Origin of the sequence: Sorangium sp. So ce726 (assembly GCF_051521405.1) — a bacterium.
In the GTDB taxonomy this organism is placed as follows: Bacteria; Myxococcota_A; Polyangia; order Polyangiales; family Polyangiaceae; genus Sorangium.
The window spans coordinates 10,007,333-10,026,348 of the sequence record NZ_CP150349.1; the positions used below are offsets into that span (position 1 = coordinate 10,007,333).

Sequence of the window (19,016 nt, forward strand, 5' to 3'; positions counted from 1 at the left end):
CACCGTCCGGAGCTCAGGTGCTAGAGCGACAAACGGGTTGAACCCGCGTGAAACGAGCGGAATTTCGAACCGCCAAGCACGCCAAGGGCGCCAAGAGAGAAGAGAATGATTTTTTTCTTGGCGTCCTTGGCGTCCTTGGCGGTTCGAAATTCTGCGCTTTTCACGCGGGTTCAACCCGTTTGTCGCTCTAGCCGACACCGCCGTCGCGCCGAGCCCCCGGCGGCGAACGGTCGGCGATCCTCGCTCAGCATCAGAATCGACATTCTGTAGTCTCCATTCCTGCGCGTGGATCGTGGGCTTCTCCCATGGCGAGCGCTCGCTCCGCGCGCGCCATGCCAGGCGCAGGCGCCTGCGCCCGCGCGCCCTGCTCCGGCCGCGCTGTACCTGGCCACCCTTCTCAGGTATTCGTCATGATCACGGGGCGAAGCTCGGCCCCCGGCGAGCACGCCCGGTGTGTCTTGCCAGCGGTGCAGCAGGGGAGCCCAGCCATGATGACCAAGCTCGTCCGTCGATCCCTGCCGCGAATCCCCGGGGAGCGGCTGCGCGCCGCCGCCGCGCTCGGGCTGGCGGCGGCGCTCGCGCCCGGCGCCGCGGCCTGCTCCCTGGTCAACCCCTTCGGCGAGGTGAAGACCTCGCCAGACACGGGCGGCGGTGGGACGGGCGGCGGCGGCCCGCACGAGGATGACTGCCTCGATGGGCTCGACGGCGACAGCGACGGCGACATCGACTGCGCCGACGCCGACTGCCAGCCCGATCACGAGTGCGTCGTGGCCCCAGCGATTGGGTGGAAGGGCCCGCTGTACATGGCCACCGCGGCCTACGCCGGGCGAGCGCCGCAGCCTTTGCCCTGCCCCGACGGCAAGCTCTCGGCGACCTACTACGCCGGCCCGTCCCCCGCCGAATGCACGCCGTGCGACTGCACGTGGACGGGCGCCGCGTGCGCCGCGCCGAAGCTGCTCTTCAGCAAGTCCGACTGCGATAGCCCCGCGGGGCTCTGGCAGGTCATGGCCGAGAGCGAGGACACGGCGTGCGTGGACCTCGACTCCCCGGACACGGCGCCTTGCAACTTCAAGCTGGGGAGCGACCCCCCAAAGGTGCTGAGCAAGGGCCAATGCTCCGCCAGCGGCGGCGAGCTCACCAGCGTTCTTCCCTGGAGCACGGAAGTCCAGGTCTGCGCCGCGGCCGCGGGCGGCGGGTGCGCCGGCGACAAGGTCTGTGTCCACAAGGCGCCTCCCAGCTTCCAGGAGGTCGTGTGCGTGACCCTGGAGGGCGAGGTGTCCTGCCCGCCGGGCTGGCTCGATCGGGACCTGGACATCTACAACGGCGGCGAGGACCACCGCACCTGCACGGCCTGCTCGTGCAGCGTCGACGCGGTGTCGTGCAGCGGCGGCAGCTACACGCTCAACGTCGGCTCCGGCTGCCTGCCCCCGCCGGGCGAGGGGACGACGGAGGAGATCACCGGCGACACCTGCAAGGACACCTTCGCCCTGGGGGTGAAGGGCGGCTTCCAGATCTCGGCCAAGCCGGAGCTCGGCACGCCCGAGGGGCTCCAGTGCAGCGAGAAGAGCGAGGCCGCCGGCTCCGTGGAGGTGGTCGGCAAGGCGAAGGTCTGCTGCCGGGAGCTCGCGCAGTGAGGGATGCACGTCGATGCCTGTCCTCGAACGAAGGTGACGAATGAAGCCTGCGGTGAGCGCGGCGTTGCTGGCCGTCTGGCTCGGGGCATGCGGCCCGTCCGAGACCGCGAGCTCGACGACGGCGAGCAGCACCGCCGCGGCCGGCAGCGGCGGCGGCAACGGGGGCGCCGGGGCAGGAGGCAGCACGCCAGTCGAGGACTGCCTCGACGGCATCGATACCGACGGCGACGGCGCCGTCGACTGCGAAGATCCGGATTGCCAGCTCGACTTCGAGTGTGTCGACGCGCCGGTGAGCGGATGGTCGGGCGCGCTACGCGTCCAGAAGGTGCGTTCTCCGGCCGCGACCGCCCCCGGGCCGTGCCCCGGCGGCAAGCCGCCGGCCGTCTACCATGCCGGCCCCTCCGCCCCCGAGTGCGCTGCGTGCCAGTGCGAGCTGGTGGGCGCGAAGTGCAACGCGCCGCAGATGACCTGCTCGACGGGCACCGCCTGCCTCCCGGGGTTCGCACACAATGAATTCCAGGAGACCGACACCGCGTGCGCCAACGCCGGCTCTCCCCCGGGAGGCTACAAGGGGTGCCGGCTCACGAAGGGCTCGGCCCTGGTGGAGAGCGGGGTGTGCGAGGTCGGCGGGGGCGGGCTCGCGACCAAGGAGACCTGGGCCGACGAGGTGCGCGTGTGCGCCGCTGCCGGCGCGGGCTGCGGCGCGGCCCAGGTGTGCGCGCCGAAGGCCCCGAAGGGCTTCGAGCCGGCGGTGTGCATGGCCCAGGAGGGCGGCGCGCTCTGCCCGGCCGGGTGGACGGGCCTCGACCTCTCTGTCTACGAGGGCGGGGAAGACAACCGCAAGTGCTCTCCTTGCACCTGCGACACCTCCGCGGTGCATTGCAAGGCCGGCAGTTACACCCTGTATCCTGCGCACGACTGCCCGGCCGCCGGGGCGACCAAGCTGGTCGACAGCAACGCCTGCACGGAGCTGTCGGGCTTCCTGGTCAGCCCCGACTTCGATTTCTCCTTCCAGGCCGAGCTCGGCACGGCCGAGGGCATCGCGTGCTCGGTGAGCGAGCCCTCCGGCTCGGTCGAGCCGGTCGGACATCGCCGCATCTGCTGCCGCAACCAGACCCCATGACGCGGCCCCGCGACCGCCGAGATAGCGCCCCATGACCTTCGCCCGACCCCGCCTGCTCGGCCTCGCTCTCGCGCTGCTCCTCGCCACCTTCGCGCCGCGGGCGCGCGCCGACGTGCCCATCTCCGAGGAGGCGCGCTCGCACTTCGCGGCGGGCGTGAACCTGCTGCAAGACCCGGGCGGCGCCCGCTACGAGGACGCTTACCTGGAGTTCAAGGCCGCCTACACGGCTTCGCCCTCTCCTCGTATTCTCGGCAACCTGGGGCTCTGCGCGATGAAGCTCGAGCGCGACCAGGAGGCGATCGACGCTTACGAGAGGTACCTCGCCGAGGTGAAGGACCTGGAGAAGGACGAGCGCGCCCAGATCAACAGCGATCTACAGACCTTGAAGACGGGCGTCGTGCGCCTGTCGCTGCGCGTGAACGTGGCCGGCGCCGTGCTCGTGGACGTGCGCACGCCGGCGCAGGGCGCGCCCGTGAGCAACACCTACGGCCCCGTTCAGGGGACGATCGAGCTGGGCGTGCGCTCCGGCCGCCACGCGCTCACCGTGAAGGCCGCCGGATACGAGCCGGCCACATGGGAGATCGACGCGCCGCCCGGGACCTCGCAGGCGCACGACGTCGAGCTGAAGAAGCCCGCGCCGCCGCCGCCCAAGGAGACGCCGGCGCCCCGGATGGAGCAGACCCGGCCGTTGCCCGTGCTGGTGCTGGTGACCGCGGGAGCGAGCCTGGCGCTGGCCGCGGGCGGCGCGGTGACGGGCGTCCTGGCCCTCGAGAAGCGGACAGAGTTCGACAAGGTCAACGACGGGCGCCAGCCGGACAGCGCACGGAGCGTCAAGGCGGCCGGCGAGGCGCTGGACGTGACGGCCGACGTGCTGTTCGCGACCGCGCTGGTGGGGGCCGGGGTCACGACCTATCTGTACCTCACCCGCCCCACCGTGCCCCGCCCGCACTCTGGCGCGGCGGCGCTGCGCTTTCACGCCGGTGCCTCGCCCGCCGGCGCGGCGGTGGGGCTCTCCGGCGTATTCTGACCGTCTCCTAGGGCAGAGTCGTGCGGATGATGCGCCCGCCCACGGTCGCCGCGGACGAGGGCGCCGGACCGGCGGTGGGCGCGGGCGCCGCGCTCTTGACAGCGCTGGCGATCGGCTTCGCGGTGGGCGCGGGCGCCGCGCTCTTGACGGCGCTGGCGACCGGCTTCGCGGTGGCCTTGGCGCCGGCCACGGGCCTCGTCGTGGGCGCCTGAGCCCCGGCGCTCGCCGCCGGTGCCTCGGCGCTCGCGAGCGCCGCGGGCGCCTCGCCGCTGGCAGCGGGCGTGCTCGATGGCACCGGCGCGGGCGCGGGCAGGGAAGCCGCGGCGCTCTCCGCGCTCGCCGCCGGTGCGATCGCGTCGGAGGCCGGCGGCGCGCGTGTCAGCCCGAGCCCCACACCCGCGACCGCCACCAGGATCCCCGCGCCCCCGAGCAGCAGCGGCCAGCGGCGGCCGCGGGGGCGTTCCTGCGCGCTCACGCCGGGCTCGGTCATGCTCGGCGCGGCGTGCTCGAGGGACGGCAGCGATCCCCTGCCGGCGGGCGGGGCGGCCGGCGGGTGCGCGCGGGCGGCGACGCGGGCGCGCGCCTCGCTGGACAGCGCCGCCACCATCGCCTCCTCGATCACCAGGCTGCCCTGGATCAGCGCCTTGAGGTCCAGCAGCATCTCCTCGGCGCTCTGGTAGCGGGCGGCCGGGTCGATCTCGAGCGCCTTCGCCACGAGGCGCGCGACCTCGGCCTCGACCCACGGTGCGGGGTCCTGCACGGAAGGCGCGGGCTCCGAGCAGATCATGATGATCAGCTCACCAAGCGAATCGATGCCGGCGTGCGGCACTCGGCCCGCAAGCATCTGGTAGAGCACCACGCCCAGCGACCACAGGTCGGAGCGGTGATCGATCGACTTCCTCCCGCGCGCCTGCTCGGGCGACATGTACAGCGGCGAGCCGAGGATCGCGCCGGTCTGCGTGATGCCTCCCTCCGTCGCCGGCATCTCGTCCATCTTCACCTTGGCGATCCCGAAATCGAGGATCTTCGCCACGCGCTCACCCCCGTCGCGCTCGGCGAGGAACAGGTTCGCCGACTTGATGTCGCGGTGGACGATGCGCGCCTCGTGCGCCTTCTGCAGCCCGAGGCACGTCTGCGCCGCGATGCGCAGGGCGAGCTCGACGGGCAGCGGCCCGAGGCGATGGATGAGCTCCTGGACGTCCTCGCCGGCGAGGTACTCCATCGCCATGAACGGCACGCCCTGCGCATCGTCGCGCCCGACGTCCAGGACGTGGGCGACGTGCTGCGACTCGAGCCCGCCCGCCGCCCGCGCCTCGAGCTCGAAGCGCGCGAGCAGGCCGGGGTTCTTGCGGATGTCGGCGCTGATCAGCTTCAGCGCGACGCGGCGGCGCATCCCGGTGTGGCGCGCCTCGTACACGGCGCCCATGCCGCCCTGCCCGAGCTGGCGAACGATCTCGTAGCGGCCGCCGATGGTCGTTCCGATCATGAGATGGATCGCGGGCAGCTTACCACGCCGACCGAGCCGGTTCGGCTGCTCCTCGCGCGCGGATTCGGCCCCCCAAATTCGTCCTTGAGCGACGGGGTACTACGCCCCCCGGCCGCTCCTCACCGCGCGCGCGCTCCGAGGGGCGCGCCGCGGGTCCCCACCCGCTGCAAGGCGTAGGCGATGCCGCTCTGGAGCGTCCCCTGCGTGACCACCGCGCCGAGGTCGATCTGCAGGCGAATGAGCGTCTGGGCGACGTCCGGGCGGATGCCCGTGATCACCGCCTGCGCCCCGAGCAGCCGGAGGGCGACGGCGGCGTTGATCAGGGTGCTCGCGACGTCGCCGTCGACCGTCCTCACGCCGGTGATATCGATGATCACGACCTCGGCGCCGCTCGATTCGACGCCCTGGAGCGCCGTGCTCAGGACCTGCTCCGCCCGCTGCCGGTCCATCATCCCGATGAGCGGCATGACCATGATCCGGTCGGTGATCGGGATGATGGGCGTGGAGAGCTCCGCCAGGCGGGCGCTCTGCACGCGGATGATCTCCTCCTGGAGCTCGGCGCGCGCGTGCTCGCTCCGCTCCCGCGCCGAGAACTCGACCCTGAGCTGCTCCTCGGCCAGGCGCAGCGACTCCGTGCGCCTGTGCAGGTTCGCGTAGAGCACGGCGTTCTCCACCGCGGTCGCCGCCTGCGCCAGGAGGAGCTTCGAGAGCTCCAGTCGGGCCGGCGTGAACACGTTGGTCGCCGTGTTGTTCTCCAGATAGAGAACGCCGTTCGTGCGCCCCTGGTGCACCATCGCCAGGCAAAGGATCGATCTCGGGTTGTGCGCGGCGACGTACGCATCCGCGGCGAAGCGAGGCTCATGGCTCGCGTCCGCGAGGACCACCGGCTGCATCGTCCTCGCGACGTACTGCACGATCGAGGCGGGGACCTCGGCGCTGCCCTCGACGGGGAGCAGCAGACCGACCCTCACCGCGCTCGGATCCACGGTGATGGACGCCTCGACCATCAGCTGGTGATCGCGCTCCAGGACGAGGACCCCCTTCTTCGCGCCGGCGTTCTGGATCGCGATGTCGAGCAGCCGGCTGACCACGCTTTCGAGGACGACCTCGCCGGCGATGGCCTGAGCGGACCGGATGACCGCCTCGACGTCGAGCACGCTGGTGCTGAGCCTCGTCGTCGAGGTGGTCTGGACCGCGGCCCGGGCGTGCTCCAGCATGCCAGGCGGCGCCGACGTGAGCGCGACCTTCTGCACGAGCTGCGGCGCCTCGGCCGCCAGGCGGTCCGCCTTGGCGGTCGCTCCCCACTGCATGTAGCCGTGGTGGGCGTCGGTCATGTGGGCGCGCGCGCTCCGGGTGAGGCCGTTCGCATGGTGGAACTTCCCGGCGAGCTCGCTCGCCAGCGCCTGGTCGCGCGTGAACCCGGCCTCCTCGGCGCCCTCGATCGCCCTGTCATAGAGACACGCCACGGCGTGCCGGTCGTCGCCCGAAATGCGCGCGATCTCCGCCTCGGCGAGGAGATGCTTGTGCGCGTAGCTCCGGGGGCAGAGCTCGGCCCAGCGGGCGAGCTTCTCCCGGTGCGCCGACAGCGCCGCCACGAGCCGCTCCTTCTCGGAGGCCGGCGCGCCGTCGCACGAGGCGGCGAGGATCAGGCATGAATAGAAGACGAGCTCGGTCGCCCAGAAGTTGTTCACGCAGCCCGCGGTCATCTTCTCCGCGGCGGCCATGAGCGAGCGCGCGGCGCCGTGGTCGCCGTGGAGATAGGCCAGCTGGACCTTTTGCGTGTGGTACCAGGCGGCCACATAGGTGAGCTCCGGGACCGAGACCATGCTGGCGAACGCGGCCTCGTCGAAGGTGCCGTCGCTCAGGGTGTGCGTCCCGGCGGTGCTCCCCGTGAGGTTCGCGACGACCTGCCTTGCGCACGTGAGGATGAGCGTCGTGAGCTTGTCGTTCGTCTTCCGCATGAGCGCGAGATCCTGCTCGATCTCTCCGGCCACCGCGCCGAGATCGTCGCCGAGGCTCAGGCTCGCCGAGATCATGTGAATGCAGCAGTAAGACGAGTACGCCAGATCTCCCGACTCCAGGCCGGCCTGCCGCGAGCGAGCCAGGAGCTTGATCGTGTCCCGGAGCGGCTCGAAGAAATGGAGGATGGCCCCGAAGGTCGTGAGGAGCATGCACGTGATGCGCGGGTTGGGGATCCGCTCGTTCAGCTCGATACCGACCTTGGCGAACTCGTAGGCTTCCTTGTACCGGTCCTCCGTGGTCCTCGGCGCGAAGACGCCGTCGATCAACAGCACCGCATAGAGCACGTACGCATACGCGGAGGTGCTCGAGTTGCCGCACTCCATCGCGCGGTTGATCTGCATGATGAGCGTGAGCGGCCCGAGGACCGGCAGCCCGAGCGCGGAGGCGGGCTGGGTCATGTCGGCGAGGAGACGGTGGATCGTCTGCTTCTCTGGATCGGCGACGGTGGGCAGCCCCAAGAGAGCGGAGATCGGGCGGCTCGCGAGGTGGGCCTGCATCGCCTCGAGCTCTCTGCCGAGCAGCGCGCGCTGCTCCTCGGCCGCCGCGGGGATGTCGACCCCGAGCAGCGCGAGGGCCTCGAGGCCGCATCGCACGACCTCGGAGAGGTTGCCGCGCATCAGGTGGAACGACATGCGCAGGTTGCGGACCTGCGCGCCGTCCAGCGGGGATCTCGCGTGTTCGAGGAGCGCGTCGAACAGCCGCTCGCCGGCGTCGAACTGGCCGGTCAGGCAGAGACACTCCGCGAGCCCGGTGGTCAGCGCGAAGGTGAGATCGTGCTGCTCGTCCCAGCGCTTCGGGCCGAGCGCGCTCGTGCCGGCCTCGAAGTAGCTCGCTGCCGCCTCGTACGCCGCGCCGGCCTTCGCCCGCCTGCCCGCCTCGAGGTTCAGGCGCGCCAGCGCGACGCGCTCTTCCGGATCGGTGATCCGCGGCATGCCGAGGTTCATGTGGGTCGCGACCTCGAAGACCTCACCCTCCATGCCGTCGGGATCGCTGTCCGCGAGCAGGAGCCGCCCGATCTGGAGGTGGATCTCCTGCTTGCGGGGCTCGTCGAGGAGCCGGTAGGCCGCTTGCTGGACCCGGTCGTGCAAGAACCGGTAGGAGGCGTCGAGCGCAAGCTCCGGCTCGTCCGCCTCGCCGGTCATCGCGCCGCTCAGGGCCGCATCGAAGAACCTGGAGTCCGCGCCGACGGCGAGGATCAGCCCCTCGCGCAGCGCCGCGGACAGCTCGCCTGCCACCTCGCGACGTGGCCTGTCGGCCACCCTCGCGAGCATCTTCAGGTCGAAGCGATAGCCGATGCACGCGGCGAGCGTGAGGGTCCGCTGCGCACGTCCATCGAGCTCCAGGAGCCTGCCCGCCATGAAGTCAACGACGTTGTCCGTGACCTTCATCTGCTGGATGCGCGGCAGATCCCAGGTCCACTCGCGCCGGCCCGGATCGAAGGAGACGAGCTTCTCGGCGTGCAGCGCCCTCATGAACTGGTTCATGAAGAACGGGTTGCCGTGGGTCTTGCTCATCACATGACGCGCGAGCGCCTCGGCCCGCCCGGGGTCGCACGAGAGGGTGTCTGCGAGGAGCCGCGTCACGACGGGAAGCTCGAGCGGCTTGAGGTCGATCTCGCCGACAGTAACCCCGGCCTTGCGCAGCTCCGCCAGGGTGATCGAAAACAGGTGGCTCTCGTCGACCTCGTTGTGGCGGTACGCGCCGATCACGAGGAGATGCTTGATCTCCGATGCGGTCAGGAGCTGCTCCAGGAGCTTGAGCGAGGCCGGATCCGCCCATTGCAGGTCATCGAGGAAGACGACGAGGGGGTGCTCCTGGGCGGGAATGGCGCTGCAGAACTTCTGGAACGCAAGGTGGAAGCGGGCCTGCGCCTCGGTCGGTCCGAGCGGCTCCACGCCGGGCTGGGGGCCGAGCAGGAGCTCGAGCTCGGGGATGAGGTCGACGAGAGGCTGACCGTTGTGCCCGACGGCGTTCGCGATTCTCTCCTTCCATAGCGCGAGCGCCTCCGCGGGCTCGGTCAAGAGGGCTCGGACGAGCTCCCGGAAGACATGCGCCACGGCCGCATAGGGGACGGTCCGGTTGATCTGGTCGAACTTGCCAGTGACGATGTACCCCTTGCCCTGCGCGATGGATTTCTGGATCTCGCCGACGAGGAGCGACTTGCCAATGCCGGCGTGGCCGGACACGAGGAGCAGCTCGCTCGCGCCCTGGCTGACGCGCCGCCACGCGCCTTCGAGGACCGCGAGCTCCGCCTCGCGGCCGTAGGCCTTCTGCGGGATCCGGAGCGCGTCCACGTAATCGTGGCGCCCGAGCGCGAACGGCTCGATCGCCGACGCCGCCTCGAGCTGCGTGAGGCACTCGGCGAGATCCATCCGGAGCCCGTAGGCGCCCTGGTACCGATCATCGGGGCTCTTCGCCAGGAGCTTCATGATGATGTCAGAGACGGAGCGCGGTAGGTCGGGCGAGACCCGCGCCGGCGGCGCCGGGAGCCTGGCGATGTGGCAGTGCACGAGCTCCAGGAGGTCCTTCGTCGGGAAAGGGAGCCTGCCCGTCACCATCTCGTACAGGGTGACCCCCAGGGAGTAGAGGTCCGTGCGCAGGTCGATAACGCGGTTCATCCGCCCGGTCTGCTCCGGGGACATATACGCCAGGGTGCCCTCGAAGGCGGCGGGGCTCCTCGGTCGCTGTGCCTCCTGGGAGAGCCGGGTGGCGCTGCCGAAGTCCATGATCTTGGCGTTCCACGTGGACGTATCGACGATGAGGTTCTGCGGCTTGATGTCCATGTGAACGGCCCCGCCCCGATGAATGGATTCGAACGTGCTCGCGATGGATATCGCGACCCGGAGCGCGTCTTTGAGGCTGAGGGAGCGTGCGCTGATGAGCTCATGGAGCGTGCAGCCCCCGGCGTCTTCCATGATGAGCGCCAGGCTCGCCCCGATCTTCACGATGCCCAGGACGTGAACCACGCCTGGCAGCGCGAGCTCCTTGGCGATGGCGTACTCGTAGCGAAGCCTCGCGACCTCGGCCGGAGCTGGGCGCTCGTTCCTGAGGCGCTTGACCGCGACAGGGGCTCGGTCCTCGTTGCGGTATCCTCGGTACACGGTTGACGCAGCGGATTCGTGAATGAGGCCTGTCAGGGTGTACCCGGGGATACCGATCATGGACTACTTGTAGAGCGCTTCTATGCGCTGCATCAAGCGGGTCCGCGCGGCCGTTCGAGGGAAATCCGCCCCGACGCCGCCGTGCTCTCCAACGCGGTGCAGCCAGTCCACAATGTGCGGGCATGAAGTCGATCTCGGAGCGCGCCGCGCCCAGCGTGCGCGGCGAACGGATCGGAGCAGGTGACACTGATCCTCACCTCGCCCCGCCATGAATTCGCCCGGCCAAGGTCGCCACGTGCGCCACCAGATCCGGCGGCTTCACCGGCTTGGCCAGGTGCATCTGGTATCCGGCCATGAGCGCCCGCGCGCGGTCCTCGGCGCGCGCAAACGCGGTCAACGCGAGCGCCGGCACGCTCCCCCCACGCTCTTCCGGCAGTTGCCGCACCTTCCGGATCAGCTCATACCCGCCCTCGTGCGGCATTCCGATGTCGCTCACCAGGACCGTCGGCTGGTCTCGCTCCAGCTCCGCCAGAGCCTCCACGACCGAACCTGCCGTCCGCACCTCCGCCTGGCACTCCGCCAGTATCCGCAGGAGCAGCTCTCGCGTATCCGCCTCGTCGTCCACCACCAGCACCCGCACCCCCTTCAAGCTCAAGAGCTCCCCGGTGCGGTGCCATGACGGCCGGCGCTGCGGCATCGACGGCGGCTCTCCTCCGGCCAGCGCCTCGGCGTGCTTGGCCCCGAGCGGCAGCGTCACCGTGAAGCTCGCCCCCTGGTCCTTCCCTCCGCTGGCCGCCGCCACAGTCCCCCCGTGCAGCTCCACCAGGTGCTGCACGATCGAGAGGCCCAGACCCAGCCCGCCGTACTCGCGCGTGGTCGAGGCGTCTGCTTGCCGGAATTGCTCGAATACGTACGGCAAAAACTCGGGTGCGATGCCGATCCCCGTGTCGCTCACCGCGAGACGCGCGCACGACCCCTCGCGGCGCAGCGATACCTTCACCTGCCCGCCCTGCCGCGTGAACTTCATCGCATTGCTGACCAGATTCCACACGATCTGCTGGAGGCGATTCGGATCCCCCATGACCTGTTCTCCGGGCGACTCGACGCTGAGCTCCAGGCGGATCCCCTTCGCCTTCGCCGCCGGCTCCGCCGATTCCAGCAGCGTCTCGAGCATCTCGACCAGATCGACCACCTCCACGTCGAGGCTCAGCCGCCCGCCGATGATACGCGACATGTCCAGGAGATCGTCGATGAGCTTGGATTGCGCCCGCGCGTTCCGCTCGATCGTCCCGAGCGCCCGGCCCAGGATCTCGTCCGACGGGCCGCGCATGCGGAGCAGCTGCGACCAGCCGAGGATCGCGGTGAGCGGCGTCCGCAGCTCGTGGCTCAGCAGCGCCAGGAATTCATCCTTCAGCCGCCCGGTACGCTCGAGCTCCACCCGCGCCGCCTGCTCGCGCGAGAGGAGCATCTCCCGCTCCGCCTCGGTCCGCTTTCGATCGCTGATGTCCGTGGAGATCCCGCAAACGGCATACGACCGGCCCGACTCGTCGAAGAGCGGACACTTGATCGAGATGTATGTGTGGAGCCCATCGTCCTGGGGCACGACCTCTTCCGTCTCCAGCGGCCCCGTGGACGCCGCCACCCGCTTGTCGAACGCGCGAAATGCGTCGGCGCGCTCCACAGGGAACAGGTCATAATCGGTCTTGCCGGCGATCGACCGCGCGGTCACATGAAACAGCTCTTCGTAGCGGCGGTTGACCATCAAGTAGCGACCTTCGATGTCCTTGACGTAGATGACCGCCGTGGAGTTGTCGATGATGGCCTGAAGCAGGTGCTGGCTCTCGCGCAAAGCGACCTCCGCGCGCCGGCGCTCGGCGTTCTCCGCCTCGAGAGCGGCGTTCGAGCTCGCCAGCTCGGCCGTGCGCTCTCGCACCCGTTGTTCGAGCTCCTGGTGGGCACGCAGGAGCTGTGCGTTCTTCGCTTCGAGCTCCTTCTGCGCCTCGCGCAAGCTCAGGTGCGTCCTGATCCGCGCGAGCACCTCTTCAATCTCGAACGGTTTGGTGATGTAATCGACGCCCCCCGCCTCGAACCCCACGAGCTTGTCCGCGACTTCTCCCAGGCAGGTCATGAAGATCACCGGGATGTCCCGGGTGCCCTCGGCCGCCTTCAGGCGCCGGCAGGTCTCGAACCCGTCGATCCCAGGCATCACCACGTCCAGCAGGATCAGGTCGGGTTTCATGAGGCTGGCCCGCTTCAGGGCCGCCTCCGCGTCCTCGGCGGCGAGCGCCTGATGACCTGCGGATTCCAGATGATCCACGAGCAGGGCCAGGTTGGCGGGCATGTCGTCCACGACGAGGATCGTGCCCTCACGAGCGCCGGGCGCGGAGGCTCTGCTCATGATCGCTGACCGCCGGCCACCGCCGCGCCTACCGCGGCGTGGTCCTCGACGAACTCCTGCAGCTTCCGCATCTGGTACGTCCGCGCCAGCGCCTGGAGCTGCTCGAGCCAGGGGCCGAGTCGCGGCTCGTTTTGCTGCATCCGCTCCGCCTCCGCCAGCACCTTCCGGATACGGCCCGACGCCACCAGCCGCGATAGCAGCGACAGCTGGTCGGCCGAGGGCGGCACCAGCGCGCTATCCCCCTTCACCACCGTGGAGGCGGCGGCGTTCACCGGCTCATGCGTCCATTCCACGCGCAGGAAACGCGCGATCTTCTCGAAGAGCACGCTGGCATGCACCGGCTTCGGCAAGAAGTCATCCCAGCCGGCGTGGGCCCCCTTCGGCTGTTTGGCGGCGTTGACGTTCGCCGACGAGGCCAGGATCACCACCCCGTCGAGCTCTGGCATCTGCCGCAGGCGGCGCGTGGTCTCATAGCCGTCCAGGCCTGGCATGGCCAGGTCCATCAAGATCAGCGCCGGCCTGTGCTCCAGGGCGAGCCGCAGCGCAGATTCGCCGCCGTCGGCCTCGACGAGGTCGAAGCCTATGGGGACGAGCAGATCGCAGAACAAAGCGCGGTTGCCGGGGTTGTCGTCCACGACGAGGATCTTGCGGCGCTCGCCGCGGTAACCGGTGATCGTGGCCCACGCCAGGGCTTCGTCGGCGGCCGCGCAGGAGAGCGCCTCGGCGAGCGTGAGCGTCACGGTGAACGCGCTGCCTTTGCCGAGCTCGCTCTCGACATCGATCGTCCCGCCCATATGGTCGATGATCCTCTTGCTGATGGCGAGGCCGAGCCCGGTGCCCTCGCTCTTCGCCCTCTGGTCTCCCACCTGCACGAACGGCTCGAAGATGCGCGCGAGGTGCTCCGGGGCGATGCCGGTACCCGTGTCCTCGATCCGGAAGCGCACGTCGCGCTGCCCCTCTCCGCCCTCGTTCAGAACGTCGACGAGCAGGGTGACCGCGCCGCGCTCGGTGAACTTGATGGCGTTGCCGAGCAGGTTCAGGAGCACCTGCGTCAAGCGCTTCTCGTCCGCGTTCACAGCGGCGAGCGCCGGGCCCCGCACCTCGTGGATGAAGGCGACGCCCCTCTGTTCGGCGCGCACGCCGCAGAGATCCACCACGTTATGAACGAAGGAGGGAAAGTCGAACCTCCGGGGGACGAGCTCCATCTTGCCGGCCTCGATCTTCGCCAGGTCCAGGAGGTCGTTGAGCAACGCCAGCAGGTGCTCACCCGATCTCTTCACGATCTGCACCCCTTCGCGGCTCTTCGGCGAGAGCTCGGGCGCTCGCATGAGGAACTGAGCGTAGCCCAGGATGCCATTGAGGGGCGTGCGCAGCTCATGGCTCATGCTCGAGAGGAAATCGCTCTTCGCTCGATTGGCGCGGTCGGCCGCCTCCTTGGCGATCCGCAGCTGCGCCGTCCGCTCCTGGATCTTGGCCTCCTGGTCCCGGTACAGCACCGCGTTCTCGACGGCGATCGCGGCCTGCGAGGCGAGCACCGACAAGAGCTCCACGCGCGCGGGAGGGAACGCCGACGGCACATCGCGGTGCTCCAGGTACAGCACGCCCACCACGTGGCCCCGATGCGTCAAGGGCAGCGCCAGCAGCGAGCGCACCGCGTGCAATGCCAGGTACGGGTCGCCGGCAAAGCGCGCGTCGGACCTCGCGTCGCCTGTCACCACCGGCTCGCCCGTGCGGGCCGCATATTGCACCACCGCCACCGGCACGTCGTGGCTCTGCCCGAGAGGCTCCGACAGCCCCGCCTCGATGCGGGTCCCCTCCACCCATAAACGAGCGACGACCGAGAGCGCCTCGCCTTCGCTGAGCACCAGAGCGCCGCGCTGCGCCCCCGCGTTCTCCAGCGTGAGCTCCATCAGCCGGCCCACCACGCGCCCCGGGTCGAGCTCGCCCGAGAGCGCCTGGGCGGCGCGCACCGCGGTCTTCACGTCGAAATTCGCGCCCGTGGACCCGCCCGAGGTCGTGGTGGTCGCCGTCACGGTCGTGCGCTCGGAGGCCGACTCGTGCATGGACGCCTTGAGCACGGCGGGGTACCTCGCGCCCAGATGGGCGACCACCGCGTCAGCACCCCAGCGTGCATAGGCATCGCGCGCCTCGCGCAGGTAGATCGCCCCAACGTGGCTCTTGCCCGCCTCCAGCCGAAATTCGGCGGAGAGCTGGGCTGCCAGGGCCTCGATGTGCAGGAAGCGGTGCTCGCGGGCCAGCTCGATGGCCTCGTCGTATCTGGCCGCTGCCTCATCGGGCCTGCCCAGGACGCGGGCGTATTCCGCCTCGGCGAGGCGCAGCTTGTGGAGGAAATTGGCCTCGCAACCTTCGGTGAAGTAGCGCAATCGCGCGAGGCTGTGCTCGATGTGCTGCCGCAGCCGCGCCTGCTCCTCGTTCGTCACGGCGTCGGGCCAGCACTTCGCTGCTGCGAGCGCGAGAAAGAGCGCGATATCTGTCACCATCGGAATCCCAAGGATGTCCGCCTGGAATTGCTCCGCTTCCCGCATCCTCGACAGCGCCCGCTCCCACTTGCCGATGGCACAGAACAGATACCCTTCCAGAGCACGAGCGAACCCTCCGGTGTACCTGTCCCCATCGGCCAGGAGGGAGCGAGAACCTCGTGGCAACGGCTCCTCCTCCACGAGGTGCTTGGCGCCGTCAGGAGACATCAAGACCTCGCAAAAGGACGCGACCAGCTCGAAGTGGTGTCGCCCGACGGCGTCCCCTGCGCGCTGCACCAGCTCCCAGCGCGCCTTGTGCTGCGCGTCGACCTGGCCGAGCGGCAGGCCACGCCACAGCCGGTAGTAGAGCAAGTCGCACAGGAGCCCCCAGCTCGTGCCTTGAAACGACCCGATCTTCAGGCCGGCTGCGATGGCTTGCTCATACACGGGGGACGCTTCATCGATGGGCCTCGAGTAGCCGAGGTAGATCCCCTTGAGCGCGAGGCACTCGGGGAGCATCGCGGAGCCCACGCGCTCTGCGGCGCGCACCCCGGGCGTGAGCCAGCGCATGGTGCGGCGATACATGCCCGTCGCCACCGACCACGCGTTGGCGAAGCTGCAGATCATGAGGGTGGCGGCGGGCGTGAGCGCGTGCCGCCGTATCGCCTCGGACACGATGCGGGCGATGACGAGCGTATACAACATCGGCCGGCCCCCGTAGATCGCGCAGAGCTGCGCCTGCGTCATCAGGGCATCGATGAGCCGGTGCTCCAGCGACGGATCGACCTGCATTCGATCAAACCCGTCCGGGTCGCGCTCGAGCCATTGATCCAGCTCGTTGGACTCATGCAGGAGCGCGACCTGGCACGCTTCATCCGTGTCGGGGAACGTGATGCCCTGCTTCGCGAGGGCGGCCATCCCGAGCCCGATCCCCCGCGTGTACTGGCCCGTGGCGACACAGCAACGCGTGCGGATCTCCTGCGCCGAGAGCCAGGCGACCTCCGGCAGAGGCCTGTCCAGCAAGGAGAGCGCCCGCGCCTCGACGTCGTCGAACTCCCGCAGCAGATAGGCGGCCTCCAGGCGCTCCAGCCCGAGCTCCGCCGACAGCGCGCGCTCCTGCTCCCAGGCCCGTTCGCCGAGGAGCGCCTGCGCGCTGTCCAGCAGGTTGGCCATCAACCGGTACGAGCTCGCCGCCTTCGCGGCGCGCGCGGCCTCCAGGTTCAGCCCCGCGAGCGCCTTGCGCTCCTCCACGGCCTCCAGCCGCGCCGCGCCCAGGTTCAGGTGCCGCACGAGCTCCAGGAATTGCTGGGCCGTACCCCCCTCGGCGCGATAACGCGCCTCGAGCCGCCGGCCGATCTCCAGGTGCGCGAGCACCCGCTGCTCCGGCGAGATCCGCTCATAACTCGCCTGCTGCACGCGGTCGTGCAGGAACCGGTACGCCGCGTCCATCGCCGCCGCGCCAATGACCCCGAGCGCCTGCGCGGGGCGGTAAGCCCCATCGACCGGCACCACCAGCTCGGCGTCCAGCGCCGGCCATAATGCCCCCGTCACGCGGGCGCGCTCCCACCCGCTGAGCCGCTCCAGGTCCTGCAGGTGGAACGTGTGGCCTGCGCAGGCCGCGAGCCCCAGGAGCTGCTGCGTCGGCTCGGGCATCTCACGCACCTTGTCCGTCAGGAGCGCCACCACGTTATCGGTGACGCCCGCCTTCTCCAGCGACGATTGCTCCCATTTCCACGCCCCGCTCTCCGGATCCCTCACCACCTGCTTCTGCCGGTGCAGGGAGAGCAGCAGCTGCTCCAGGAAGAAGGGGTTTCCGCGGGTCTTGCGCGAAAGCACGCGCGCCAGCGGCTCCACCCGCGCGGGCTCGCTCTCCAGCGCCCGCGAGCACCACTTTTGCACCTGCTCTCCCGACAGCGGGCCCACCGTCATTCGCGACACCTTGGCCTCGCTCTTTTCCACCGCCTCCACGAGCTTCCACAGCGGGTGTTCGGGCGGCGTCTCGTTGTCGCGGTACGCCGCGATCACCAGCAGCGATTTGCGCTCCACGTCCGTCAGCAATGTCTGCAGGATGATCAGCGTGGCGCTGTCGGCCCATTGCATGTCGTCCAGGAACATCACAAGCGGCGGGTTCGGCGCCGTGACGGCTCGCACGAAATTCAGCCACGTGAGCTTCTGCCGGTTGAGCACCTGCTCGCCCTCCACCGGCGGCACCGGCGGCAGCTTGCCCATGACCAGGTCGAGCTCCGGCACCACGTCCGCGATGAGCCGCGCGTTGTCCCCGACCTCGCGCCGGATCCGCTCCTGCCAGGCCTCGAGCACCGCCTCCGAGCTGGAGAGCCATTGGCGCATCAGCGCCCCGAACGCTTGCGCCAGCGCCGCGTAAGGCGTCGACCGCGCGAGCTGATCGTGCTTGCCCGCGATCAGGAGCCCGCGCCCCGCCTGCGCGATATCGCGGTAAACCGTGCGCACCAGCGCTGTCTTGCCGATGCCCGAGGGGCCGCCGACGAGAAGGAGCTCCGTCATGCCCTGCGCGGCGCGCGCAAAGGACTCGCCCACCCGCTCGACATCGCGCTCCCGCCCGACCAGCACCTGCGGCAACCGGAGCTTGCGCGAGAAGTCTTTTCTTCCCAGGCCGAACGGCTCCACCGTGCCCCGCTCGTCCCATTGACGGAAGGCCTCCTCCAGGTCCTCGGCCGCGCCGCGGGCCGTCTGGTAGCGCCGCTCGGGATCCTTGGCCAGGAGCTTCGCCACGATGGCTGCCACGACGCTCGGCACCTCCGGAGCGACGGAGTCGAGCGGAGGCGGGTCCTTGGCCAGGTGCGCGTGCACCAGCGAGAGCGGATCGCGCTCCGTGAAGGGAAGCCGCCCCGACATCACCTCGAAGAGCGTCACCCCCAGCGAGTACAGGTCCGTGCGCGTGTCGAGCGCGCGCGCTGTGCGCCCCGTCTGCTCGGGGGAGATATAGACCAGCGTCCCCTCCAGCGCCTCGGGGATGCTCGCCTCGGTCGCCTCCTGGGACAAGAGCGAGGCGATGCCGAAGTCGAGCAGCGTGACCCTCTCGCACGCCTCGTCCACCAGCACGTTTTGCGGCTTGATGTCCTTGTGCATCACGCCAGCGGCGTGCACCCCCTCGAGCACCCGTGACAGGAGCCGGCCGAGCCGCAGCGCGTCCCCGACCGGCACGCGCCCCTGCTTGGCGAGCAGGCGATCGAGCGACCCCAGGCCAGGATCCTCCAGCACCAGCGCCGCCGTGCCGCCCCGCTGCTCCAGCGCCCGTGCGCGCGCCACCCCGGGCACCTCTGCGAGCTGCGTGAGCACCTGGTGCTCGTGGATCAGCCGACCCATCACGCGCGGACTGGCCACCTCGGCCACCGGGATCTTGATTGCAACGCGCGCCCCCGAGGGGACATGGACCGCGCGCCATACCCGTGTCTCGTTGCCGTCGTAGATTACCTTTTCCAGCGTGTAATCCCGCAGCTCCATCGTTGCCCCCCTCGCATCCTTCAGGGGCGCTGCTGTCGGAGCATCATCGTAGTGTCGAGCAGGACGGAATGCGACCGGCGATCCTCCCTCCGGGGAATTTTTCGGGCAACCTCTGCTGCACGACAAGGCCGTGGTCGTCCCCGCGCTTTCCGGCGACCAAGCGGGTTCCTTCGCGAGCTGTCCCCCGCACCAGTCAGCTTGTCAGGCACCTGAGCGCCGAACGAAACCGGACCGAGCCAGACGGCCGAAGGCATCGGTGTTC

General features: G+C 69.9%; 8 protein-coding genes. 3 read left to right on the forward strand and 5 right to left on the reverse strand.

The window, feature by feature from the left end:
• Positions 1 to 20: 20 nt before the first annotated feature.
• Positions 21 to 164, reverse strand: a complete 144-nt coding sequence (locus tag WME79_RS37275; protein ID WP_437524974.1) for a hypothetical protein — start codon at positions 162 to 164, stop codon at positions 21 to 23.
• Between the two features lie 324 nt (positions 165 to 488).
• Between WME79_RS37275 and WME79_RS37280 the strand changes: the two genes are divergently transcribed.
• Genes WME79_RS37280 through WME79_RS37290 form a run of 3 tightly spaced genes read left to right on the forward strand, consistent with a single transcriptional unit; the run spans position 489 to position 3,784 of the window.
• Positions 489 to 1,634, forward strand: a complete 1,146-nt coding sequence (locus WME79_RS37280) for a hypothetical protein (protein ID WP_437524976.1) — start codon at positions 489 to 491, stop codon at positions 1,632 to 1,634.
• 40 nt (positions 1,635 to 1,674) lie between these two features.
• Positions 1,675 to 2,757, forward strand: coding sequence for a hypothetical protein (locus tag WME79_RS37285; protein WP_437524977.1), 1,083 nt, complete (start codon positions 1,675 to 1,677; stop codon positions 2,755 to 2,757).
• A gap of 31 nt (positions 2,758 to 2,788) precedes the next feature.
• Positions 2,789 to 3,784 (forward strand): tetratricopeptide repeat protein, encoded by a 996-nt coding sequence (locus tag WME79_RS37290; RefSeq protein WP_437524979.1) that lies wholly within the window; start codon positions 2,789 to 2,791, stop codon positions 3,782 to 3,784.
• 7 nt (positions 3,785 to 3,791) lie between these two features.
• On the opposite strand, the gene WME79_RS37295 is transcribed toward WME79_RS37290, so the two are convergent.
• The 4 genes from WME79_RS37295 to WME79_RS37310 all read right to left on the reverse strand — a co-directional run bounded on the left by WME79_RS37295 (position 3,792) and on the right by WME79_RS37310 (position 18,754).
• On the reverse strand, positions 3,792 to 5,270 hold the full coding sequence (locus WME79_RS37295; protein ID WP_437524981.1) for a serine/threonine-protein kinase: 1,479 nt from the start codon (positions 5,268 to 5,270) through the stop codon (positions 3,792 to 3,794).
• A 119-nt stretch (positions 5,271 to 5,389) separates the two neighbouring features.
• Positions 5,390 to 10,453: an AAA family ATPase gene (locus WME79_RS37300; protein ID WP_437524983.1), complete on the reverse strand. Its 5,064-nt coding sequence runs from the start codon at positions 10,451 to 10,453 to the stop codon at positions 5,390 to 5,392.
• Positions 10,454 to 10,646: 193 nt separating this feature from the next.
• Positions 10,647 to 12,791, reverse strand: a complete 2,145-nt coding sequence (locus tag WME79_RS37305; protein ID WP_437524985.1) for a response regulator — start codon at positions 12,789 to 12,791, stop codon at positions 10,647 to 10,649.
• Positions 12,788 to 18,754, reverse strand: coding sequence for an AAA family ATPase (locus WME79_RS37310; RefSeq protein WP_437524987.1), 5,967 nt, complete (start codon positions 18,752 to 18,754; stop codon positions 12,788 to 12,790). Before WME79_RS37310 ends, WME79_RS37305 begins: the two co-directional genes overlap by 4 nt.
• Positions 18,755 to 19,016: the final 262 nt, after the last annotated feature.

Coding starts and splice junctions, on each gene's coding strand:
- WME79_RS37300 (WP_437524983.1), bottom strand. CDS start 10,453: ATGATCGGTATCCCCGGGTACACCCTGACAGGCCTCATTCACGAATCC.
- WME79_RS37310 (WP_437524987.1), bottom strand. CDS start 18,754: ATGGAGCTGCGGGATTACACGCTGGAAAAGGTAATCTACGACGGCAAC.
- WME79_RS37305 (WP_437524985.1), bottom strand. CDS start 12,791: ATGAGCAGAGCCTCCGCGCCCGGCGCTCGTGAGGGCACGATCCTCGTC.
- WME79_RS37285 (WP_437524977.1), top strand. CDS start 1,675: ATGAAGCCTGCGGTGAGCGCGGCGTTGCTGGCCGTCTGGCTCGGGGCA.
- WME79_RS37290 (WP_437524979.1), top strand. CDS start 2,789: ATGACCTTCGCCCGACCCCGCCTGCTCGGCCTCGCTCTCGCGCTGCTC.
- WME79_RS37295 (WP_437524981.1), bottom strand. CDS start 5,270: ATGATCGGAACGACCATCGGCGGCCGCTACGAGATCGTTCGCCAGCTC.
- WME79_RS37280 (WP_437524976.1), top strand. CDS start 489: ATGATGACCAAGCTCGTCCGTCGATCCCTGCCGCGAATCCCCGGGGAG.